Consider the following 7006-nt stretch of genomic DNA (forward strand, 5'->3'; position numbering starts at 1 on the left):
GGTAGGTGCGGGCTGGGCCGGTGCGGGCCGGGGAGGGTTGGTTCGGGCACGGTGGGCTCGTTTTCCTGATCGTGGCCCCGGAGGCGGGACAGGGCCGGGCGGTGGCGGGTCGTCATTCGCTGCGCAGCGCGTCGATGGGGGCCAGCCTGGCCGCCCTGCTGGCCGGGTAGACGCCGAACCCAACCCCGATCCCCATCGCGACGACGATCGCGCCGACGGTCGCGGGGAGCGAGACGTCGATCCGCTGGGAGATCAGGTGGGGGAGCACCGCGTCTCCCAGCAGCCCGAGGGCGGCGCCGGCGAGCCCGCCGGCCAGGCCGAGGATGGACGCCTCCACCAGGAACTGGCGTCTGATCACCCGAGGTGGCGCGCCCAGTGCTTTGCGCAGGCCGATCTCTCGGATGCGTTCGGTGACGGAAACCAGCATGATGTTCATCACGCCGATGCCACCGACCAGCAGCGAGATCGCGGCGATCCCGCCGAGCAGCACGGTGAGCGTCCGGTCCACCGAGGTGGCGGCGGCCAGGATGGACCGCTGGCTGGCGATGGTGAAGTCGGCGGCGGCGGGTGTGCTGACGCGGTGCAGCGCCAGCAGCGTGCTGGTGGCCTCCTGGTGGGCGGCGGACAGCGTCCGGGCCGACGACGCCTCCAGGTAGATGCTCTGCACGGAGGCGCGGGCCGCGCCGCCGAACACCCGGTTCGCCGCGGTGCTGATCGGCATGATCGCCTGGTCGTCCTCGTTGGCCGTGGCGGACGAGCCGGCCGCCGTGAGCGTCCCGACCACCTGCGTGGGGACCCCGGCGACCGCCACGGTGGCGCCGACGGGGTCGCGGCCGCCGAACAGCTGTTCGGCGGTGCTGGCGGCGAGCACGACGACCGCGGCCTGGGCGGCGACGTCCTGGCTGGTCAGGAAACGGCCGGAGGCGATCTTGCGGGCCCGGACCGACAGCCAGTCAGGGGTCGTCCCGACGACCGTGGTGGTCCAGTTCGACGTGCCGGCCGTCAGCGGCAGGCTGCGCTGGCTGGCCGGCGCGACCGCGGCGATGTCCGGGGCGACGTCCTTCGAGGCCAGTGCCTCGGCGTCGTGCATGGTCAGGGTCGAGGCCGAGCCGAAGCCGCCGCGGATGCCGTCGCTGCTGGTGGCGCTGCCCGGGGTGACCACGAGCAGGTTGCGGCCCAGGGAGTCGATCTGGTCACGGACCTGGTTCTGGGCACCCTGGCCGAGACCCACCGTGAGGATGACCGCGGCGATGCCGATGAGAATCCCGAGGACGGTCAGGGCTGAACGGGACCGGTGTGTACGTACCGCGTCGAAGCCAATGCGTATTGTCTCCATCCAGCTCACGGGCGGATCTCCCAGGTGAGCCGGGCCGCATCGCCGTGGGCTGTCCTCCCGGGCCCGCGCTCGGAGCCGGGGCCGTCACCGGAGCCGGAGCCGGGGCCTGGTCGGGCAACGGCTCCGAATCCGGCGCTGGCCCCGAATCCGACGTCCCCGGGCTGGTCGGCGTCACCGCCTGGATGATCCAGGCTGGTGTCGTCCTGGATGCCGCCGTCCCGGATGCGCACCACCCGGCTGGCGGTGGCGGCGACCTCGGGCTCGTGGGTGATGAGCACGATCGTGCGGCCGGACGCGTGCAGCTCGCCGAGCAGGTCGAGCACGTCCTGGGTGGACGCGCTGTCGAGGTTGCCGGTCGGTTCGTCGGCGAGGATGAGCGCGGGGTCGGTGACCAGCGCCCGGGCGACGGCGACCCGCTGCTGCTGGCCGCCGGAGAGCTCGTTCGGGCGGTGGGCGATCCGGTCCCCCAGGCCCACCCTCTCCAGCGCCTCGACCGCCCGGACGCGACGCCGCGCCCGCCCCGTCCCGGCGTAGCACAGCGGCAGTTCCACGTTGCGCCACGCGGACAGGGCGGGAAGCAGGTTGAACTGCTGGAAGACGAAGCCGATCCGCCGGTTGCGGATCTCGGCGAGATCGTCCTCGGACATCCGGGCGACGTCCTCGCCGGCAAGGCGGTAGTGGCCCGAGGTGGGTATGTCGAGGCAGCCGAGAATGTTCATCAGGGTCGACTTGCCCGACCCGGACGGGCCCATGATCGCTATGTACTCCCCCTCGGAGATGCGCAGGTCGACACCGCGCAGCGCGTCGACCTCGATGGCGCCGGTCCGGTAGGTCTTGCGGACGTCGTCGAGTTCGATGACGGGTGCCGGGCCGGCCGGCGCCCCGGCGTGGAGTGCTCCGCTCTCGGCCACGGCTCAGCCCGCCCCGCCGCCGCGGACGCCCCCGCCGAAGCCGGCGCCACCGCCGCCGAACCCACCGCCGCCGCCGGCACCGCCACCGAAGCCGGCACCGCCGCCACCGAAGCCGGCACCGCCACCGAACCCGCCGGCACCGCCGCCACCGAAGCCGGCACCGCCGCCGGAACGGCCGTTCGAGACCTCCCTGCCGCCACCGGCGCGTCCGGCGGAGGCCGTCTCGGGCAGCAGCACCATGTCACCGGCCGCCAGCCCGTCAGTGATCTGCGTGACGCCGCCGGAGCTCACCCCGACCGTCACCGCCCGGGGCACCTGCCGGCCCTCGACCAGTTGGTACACCTGCGCCTGGGCGCCGTTGTAGTGCAGGGCCGCGGTCGGCACGGTCAGGACGTCGGTGAGCTGCCGGACGATGATCTGCACCTGCGCGCTGGCCCCGAGGTGCAGCCCCGTCGGGGTCCCGGCGACGTCGATGGTGACCGGGTACACCGCGACGCCCGAGGCCGTCCCCGAAGCGGCCCCCGAGCTCTGGGCCGGCAGCAGGCCGACAGTGGTGACCGTTCCGGACAGCGTTGTGGTGGCGCCGTTCGGGACGACAACCGCCTGGTCCCCCTTCTTGATCTCGCCGATCTGGGTGTCGTCGACGTTCGCCGCGATCGTGTAGCCGTCCGAGCCGACCACCACCACCTGCGCGGACGAGGCCGACGCCGCGCTGGTCGAGGCGGAGCCCGCCGCGCTCCCGCCGCCGCCCCCGTTCCCGCCGCCCGTCCCGCCGGAGGCGGTCGTCCCGCCACCGGAGACCTGCTGGCCGACGGTCAGGCTGACGGCCGCGACCGTGCCGGCTATCGGTGAGGTCAACGTCGTCTGGGACAGCGCCTGCTGGGCCGCGGCCAGCGCGTTGCGCGCGGCGGTGACGGCCTGGTTGTCGGCGTTCACCTGCGCGTCGGACGCCCCGGCGCTGCGATCCGCGGACAGCTTGGACTCGTTGTTGGCCACGGTGGCCTCGGCCTGGGCGACCGAGGCCGCCAGCGCCGCCGAGTCGATCGTGGCCAGCGCCTGTCCGGCCATGACCTGCTGGCCGACGGTGACCGCGACGCCGGTGACCCGGCCGGACACCCCGAAGGTCAGATTGGCCTGGTGGGCGGCCTGGATGACCCCGGTGGCCGGAACCGTCTGCCGGATCGTCCCGGGGCCAGCCGCCACCAGCCGCGGGCCGCTGCCGCCGGCGGACGAGGAGACCGCCAGGCCGATCGTTATGGAACCCGCCGCGATCACGACGGCAGCCACCGCCGTGAGGGCAAGCGTCCTGCGCCCGATCCGTGGGCGCGCACGCCGTACCTGCATCCACTCCTCCGAAAGCCCCGGTGAACGGGGCGGATCCACCTGTGTCCCCGGTCGGCCGGAGAGCATACGATCACGGGTTTCCGCATGCCCGGACGGCCTGCCGGAGACACCGGAACAATCACGGCCGGTGCTGGTCGCGAGCGGTTCCCGACCGGGACCAACGTGCCTTGAGCCTCGCGGAGAAGTCTTGGTGTTTACTGAGGAAATCCGGTGGAATTCCTGATCGTGACTTTATCTGACGATGATATTCTGACCGGCGTCCGCTGGTTGTCGAATTGTTTGGCTGGCGCGTCCGCCAATGGAGGTTCCCGGCGACGGCGCGGTGCCGCGGCGGGCTCGCTCGCTGATCGCGGCGCGGGCCCGCGTACGTTCCCGCCGCCGGCCCGGCCTCGGCGGTCCGTCGCGCCGGACGCCGGACGCCGGACGCCGGCCGGGCGGCGGCGGCAGGGATGGGGATGGGGCGGGTGTTCCCCATCGGCCTGGTTGACAACCATTCGGGTGTTGCCTAGCGTCGAGGGTATGAGCCGGCATACCTATCTGGTCTGCCGCGCGCACGTCGACCTCCGTCGCGTGGCGAGCGCGCTCTGTCCATCCGCCTGATGCCGCCGCTGGATTCCCAGCGTGCCCAGGCCGTCCGGATACATGTACTCCTTCTTCATCCCGGGCTCCGCTGTTTCCCTGCTGGCAGGCGGCATCGAGAGGGGTGTCAGCCCTGACCAGGGCCTCGGGCCCCATCAGATTGATCATTTGCGGGACGGGCGACGTGGGTCCGTGTGTCCGCCCACCACGTGGGCCGTGACGACGTCCGCGCATCCGCGGCCCTGCCGAGTCCGCATGCAGCACCGCAGCCGCGAGGAGGTCAGCCATGCCGGCACGCAACCAGTCCCTGGCGTCGTCCATGACCGCGGTCCGCCCGGACCCGACCGGCACCGCCGCGGTGGTGCTGCGCGCCGTGTTGGATCACGGGCCGGTGGCGCGTACCCTCATCGGCCGCGCGACCGGGCTGAGCCCGGCCGTGGTGTCGCGGCAGACCGCTGACCTGATCTCCCTCGGGCTGCTGCGCGAGCTGCCGGCGCTGTCCAGCCCGCCGCGCGCCGGCCGGCCGTTCGTCCCCCTGGACATCGACACCCAGCGTCACCTCGCCTGCGGGGTGCACATCGCCGTCCCCAGCATCACCTTCGGCCTGGTGGACCTGCGCGGCCAGGTGGTGGCCCACGAGAGCGTGCCGCACCAGGGCGACGCGCACGAGGTGCTGCGGCAGATCAGCCAGTATCTTCCCGGCTTCGTGGCACGGCACGCCCGGGGCACCCGGCTGCTCGGGCTGGGGGTGGTCACCGGCGGATGGGTGGACCCGCAGCGTGGGGTCATCGTCGAGCACGGGCTGCTGGGGTGGCGTGACGTGCCGGTCCGCCAGGTGCTCGCCGAGACGACCGGCCTGCCCGTCCATGTGGACGGCCATGCCCGTGCGCTGGCGCAGGCGGAGATCATGTTCGGGGATCCGCGGGCCCGGCGCAGCCTGGTGCACCTGTTCGTCGGGAACGTCGTCGACGCGGCGATCGCCACTGGCGGCGAGGTGCACTGGGGCCCGCACGCCGGCGCCGGGGACGTCGCCCACCTGCCGCTGGCGGACAGTTCGGTGCGCTGCCCCTGCGGGCGGTCCGGCTGTGTGCAGGCCGCCATCTCGGAACGGGTCCTGCTGGAGCGGGCGGCCCGGGAAGGGATGATCGAGAAGCCCGACCTGTGTCTCCTGCTGGACGCGGCCCGCCGTGGCGACCAGCGCGTACTGGCGCTCTTCCGGGAGCGGCTGCGCGTCATCGGCCGGCTGGTGGCCCTGCTGCTGGACATGATCGATCCGGAGGTGCTGGTACTCACCGAGGCTGCCGCGATCTTCCTGCCGGACCTGCTGCCCGACCTGTACGAGCAGATCGCGGCGTACTCACGGGTGTGCGCCAGCCCCGAACGCACCGTGCTGCCCACCCGTTTCGGCCCGCGCACCCTTGCCGTCGCGGCGAGCGCGACCGTGCTGGACGCCGTCCACCGCAGCCCACGCAGCCTGTGCCCGGCCCCGGCCCCGGCCCCGGCCCCGGCCCGGGCCGGAGCCGGGGCCGGAGCCGGACGGCTGCCCGGCTGAGTTATTTTCACTCGAACGGTAAACATTGACCCGGCCGGCCGGCGGCATGATTATCGAAACATGAGCGACATCGGGTACACCGCGTCCCGGCGTACATCTCATGAATGTACGCCGCCGGCGTGCGCATCGTGCCGGTGCGCATTGCCCGGGTGTGCTGACCGTGTCGCCCGTCACTGTTCTCCTGCATTACGCGACGTGCTGGCCCTGATTCTTTCGTAGGCGTCGGGGCCGTGGTTCCGTGGCGTTCTTCCGAGTGATTCAGGGCCCGCCGCGGGCTGCCGCCGCCGTTTGCTGTGCCACTCGTATCCCAGCTGTATGCCGGTGGCCGGCTGTTCTTTCCGCCAACCAGTCTGGAGCACGCAGCGATGACAAGTACCGTCCAGCGGCTGGGTATCGACGTCCGGCCGCTTTCCGGGCACACCGGAGCCGAGATTCACGGCGTCGACCTGAGCCAGCGGCCCGACGACGCCACGATCGCCGAGATCCGTTCCGCCCTGCTGCGCTGGAAGGTCGTGTTCTTCCGCGACCAGTCCATCGGCCACGCCGAGCAGATCGCCTTCGGCGCCAGGTTCGGTAAGATCACTCCCGCCCATCCGCACGAGGACGCCCCGCCCGAGGGCTTCCCGCAGATCCTGCCGATCGACAGCCGCCGTTACGAGAAGAAGTTCGGCAAGCGGAAGGTCACCTATGACAACGGCTGGCACACCGATGTCACGGCGCTGGTGAACCCGCCGGCCGGGTCGATCCTGCGCGCCGACATTGTCCCCCCGTACGGCGGTGACACCGCCTGGACGAATCTGGTCGCGGCTTACGAGGGCCTTCCGGAAGAACTGCGCAGGCTCGCCGACGGGCTACGGGCCAAGCACAGCTTCAGCCCCCGCCTGCTGGCCGGGACCCCCTACGGGGAGAAGATCGCGTCGAATCCGCTGGTGGCGGTGCACCCGGTGGTCCGGGTGCACCCGGAAACGGGTGAGCGGGCGCTTTTCGTCAGCCCGAGCTTCACCTCCGGGGAGAACGAGATCATCGGGTTCTCCCCGCGGCAGAGCCACCGGATTCTCGAGCTCTTCTACGAGCAGATCGCCCGGCCCGAGTACACGGTGCGGTTCCGCTGGAGCCCGGGTGACGTCGCTTTCTGGGACAACCGGGCGACCGCGCATCTGGGCCCGTCCGACCTGGGCCACCTCGACTTCGACCGCGTGCTGTACCGGATCACCCTGGAAGGGGACATCCCGGTCGGGGTCGACGGGCGGCAGTCGGAACCCGTGGCCGGGCAGCCCTTCCTCG

Annotated in this window: 5 protein-coding genes; 2 read left to right on the plus strand and 3 right to left on the minus strand. The window is 72.2% G+C overall.

What is annotated here, in order from left to right:
• Positions 1-112 precede the first annotated feature (112 nt).
• The 3 genes from AC5LSR_RS09730 to AC5LSR_RS09740 are packed head-to-tail and all read right to left on the minus strand — an operon-like array spanning position 113 to position 3591.
• Positions 113-1345 (minus strand): ABC transporter permease, encoded by a 1233-nt coding sequence (locus AC5LSR_RS09730; protein ID WP_250287057.1) that lies wholly within the window; start codon positions 1343-1345, stop codon positions 113-115.
• Positions 1342-2247 (minus strand): ABC transporter ATP-binding protein, encoded by a 906-nt coding sequence (locus tag AC5LSR_RS09735; RefSeq protein ID WP_250292797.1) that lies wholly within the window; start codon positions 2245-2247, stop codon positions 1342-1344. The genes AC5LSR_RS09730 and AC5LSR_RS09735 overlap by 4 nt, the downstream gene beginning before the upstream one ends.
• A 3-nt stretch (positions 2248-2250) precedes the next feature.
• Positions 2251-3591, minus strand: a complete 1341-nt coding sequence (locus AC5LSR_RS09740) for an efflux RND transporter periplasmic adaptor subunit (protein ID WP_250287053.1) — start codon at positions 3589-3591, stop codon at positions 2251-2253.
• Positions 3592-4456: 865 nt separating this feature from the next.
• On the opposite strand from AC5LSR_RS09740, the gene AC5LSR_RS09745 reads away from it, so the two are divergent.
• Together AC5LSR_RS09745 and AC5LSR_RS09750 are read left to right on the plus strand one after the other, a co-directional pair.
• Complete coding sequence (locus AC5LSR_RS09745) at positions 4457-5722, plus strand: ROK family protein (protein ID WP_250285507.1); 1266 nt, start codon at positions 4457-4459, stop codon at positions 5720-5722.
• Between the two features lie 365 nt (positions 5723-6087).
• The coding region (locus AC5LSR_RS09750; protein WP_493465029.1) for a TauD/TfdA dioxygenase family protein at positions 6088-7006 on the plus strand (919 nt) is incomplete at its 3' end.

It is taken from the genome of Protofrankia sp. CiP1_Cm_nod4 (assembly GCF_982290645.1).